Source organism: Paracoccus sp. (in: a-proteobacteria) (genome assembly GCF_030536915.1).
GTDB lineage: Bacteria > Pseudomonadota > Alphaproteobacteria > Rhodobacterales > Rhodobacteraceae > Paracoccus.
In genome coordinates this window covers 1-1,961 of sequence record NZ_JAUNPC010000204.1, presented here as the reverse complement: position 1 = coordinate 1,961, position 1,961 = coordinate 1, and the positions used below count along the sequence as shown (strand labels likewise).

Annotated in this window: 2 protein-coding genes and 1 pseudogene; all 3 read right to left on the bottom strand. The window is 63.8% G+C overall.

All coding sequences use genetic code 11. The annotated features are described in order from the left end of the window. Positions 1 to 112: 112 nt before the first annotated feature. Positions 113 to 187 (bottom strand): annotated as a pseudogene (locus Q4F04_RS15745) (IS6 family transposase); the annotation flags it as partial. A 43-nt stretch (positions 188 to 230) separates the two neighbouring features. Then, the gene (locus Q4F04_RS15740) at positions 231 to 671 is read right to left on the bottom strand and encodes an aldolase/citrate lyase family protein (RefSeq protein WP_303370727.1); all 441 of its coding nucleotides are present in this window, start codon (positions 669 to 671) and stop codon (positions 231 to 233) included. A gap of 47 nt (positions 672 to 718) precedes the next feature. Further along, positions 719 to 1,687, bottom strand: a complete 969-nt coding sequence (gene xerC, locus Q4F04_RS15735) for a tyrosine recombinase XerC (protein WP_303370726.1) — start codon at positions 1,685 to 1,687, stop codon at positions 719 to 721. Between the last annotated feature and the right edge of the window lie 274 nt (positions 1,688 to 1,961).

The following is a 1,961-nucleotide window of genomic DNA, read 5'->3' as shown; positions in this document are numbered from 1 at the left end:
CGCAACCAAGGCGGAGATCCACTTGGCACAAGCCCCGACGTTGTTCAGATGAAGCGAACCAGCTCTGTCGGCGGTGCGGAGCGAAACCGGCAGCAGGCCAAAGTGGAAATCAGACGTAGAGCATCACCGCCAAGCGGATGATCTCGGAGGACGTCTTGAAGTACCGGAACGGCGATCGCTGGGTCATGCGGGAAGGATAGGGCCGTCGCTCGCGCTCGGGTAAGCCGAGTTTATCTGACAGTGCCCCCCTGCGCGGTTCGGCGCATTGCACGGGCGAGGATCTTCTGCGCCTTCTTCAGATGCGGCGCCTCGACGAGGCGGCCGTTCAGCACGGCCACGCTCTTGCCACCCGAGAGGGCTGAGACAATGGCCTCGGCCTCGGCGACTGTGTCGGCATCGGGGGTGAAGATCTCGTTGATCACTGCGACCTGCGCAGGATGGATCGCCGCCTTGCTGGTAAACCCGTCGCGGACTGCCTCGGCCGCCTCGGCGCGCAGGCCCGCGTCGTCGCGGAAATCCACATAGACAGCATCGATCGCCACGGCGCCGCTGGCGGCGGCGGCATAAAGACAGGCCGTCCGCGCCGCGATGAAGAGCGCTGTATAGGCACCCGCCGCATCGCGGTTGGGCAAGGCTGTCCGGTCCTCGAAGGAGTGGCGCAGCGAATACATCGTGTGCTGTGGCATTTCCGCCAGCCCGTTCTCGCGCAGATACTTGTTTACCGTCGCGGAGAGCGCAGGCTTGTCGCGGTAGGAGGGAAGCCGTCGGGGTGCGCCCGCATCGCCTCCAGCGACACGCCACAGAGCGGAATCACGCGCTTGGCATAGGCTGACTTCAACTGCCAACCCTTAGGCTCGATCGAGATATGCGGCACGTTGCTCTCCAGCCGGATCTGGTCAGCCGTCAGGTTCGCAATCTCGCTCGGGCGCGCCCCGGTGTTGATCATCGCGAGCAGGATCGCCCGCGCCTCGCTATTGAGACCATCGAGCGCTCCCTTGGCGAGCAGTCTGTCCCTGATCCAGTCAGTCGAGAACGGCGGACGCTGCCCGGCCTCTCCCTCCTTGAAGGACAACCCGTCCAGGGGCAGCGTCAGTCCGAGCCGCTTCATCCTGTTGACGGTCTTCAGCACCTCGCCGAGATGGATCAGGTCCTTGTTGGCGGATCCCGGCCCCACGTCGCCCGCTTCGATGCGGTCGAGCCACCACGTCCGGAAATCCAGCATGTCATCGGCCGTGATCTCCGAGAGCGCCTTGTCCCCGACCACGTCGATGAAATTCGTCACCGCCTTGATCCGCGGGTTGCGCCAGCGCCGAAGCTGGTCGGGCGACTTGCCGAGCGTCTTCTCACGGGCAAGCTGCCAGTAGGCGTCCAGCGCCTTGGAGACCGTCAGCGCAGGCTCCTTCGCGCCGCCAAGAAGACCCTCAGCCTCGATCATGTCCGGCCCATCAGCGCGCATGGGAACGGCCATCATGCGGTCGCGCAGTTCGGTCAGTGGCGCTTGCGCCACCTTGTTCACCGGCAGGAACCGGAACCCCCGTGCAGTCGCCAGATCGCGCGCAGCCTGGAAGCGCTGATCCGCATCTGTGGTGTCGCCGGCGAGCTTCGCCTCCCATGCCCCGATCATCTCCGACCAAACGGCGTCCGCCTTCCGCTCTTCCAGACTGAAACTGTCAGTATGCAGGGCCACCCAGACGAACTTGCGGGGCTCGATCGCCTCGTATCCCGCAAGCACCGCTTGTAGAGCGACAGCTTGCCCCGGTGCCCCGTGCCTTGATCGCCATGATGCATCACCTCCCGCGCAGGTGATTGTAGCGCATAATGTAAAACAAGATCCGACTGCGGAGCAGTCGACTTCCTACCCACCCTAACAAATTCAGCTAGTTACCCAGTATGTTGTGATGAGATCTGGCGGACGGTGAGGGATTCGAACCCTCGAGACGGTTCCCCGCCTACACACTTTC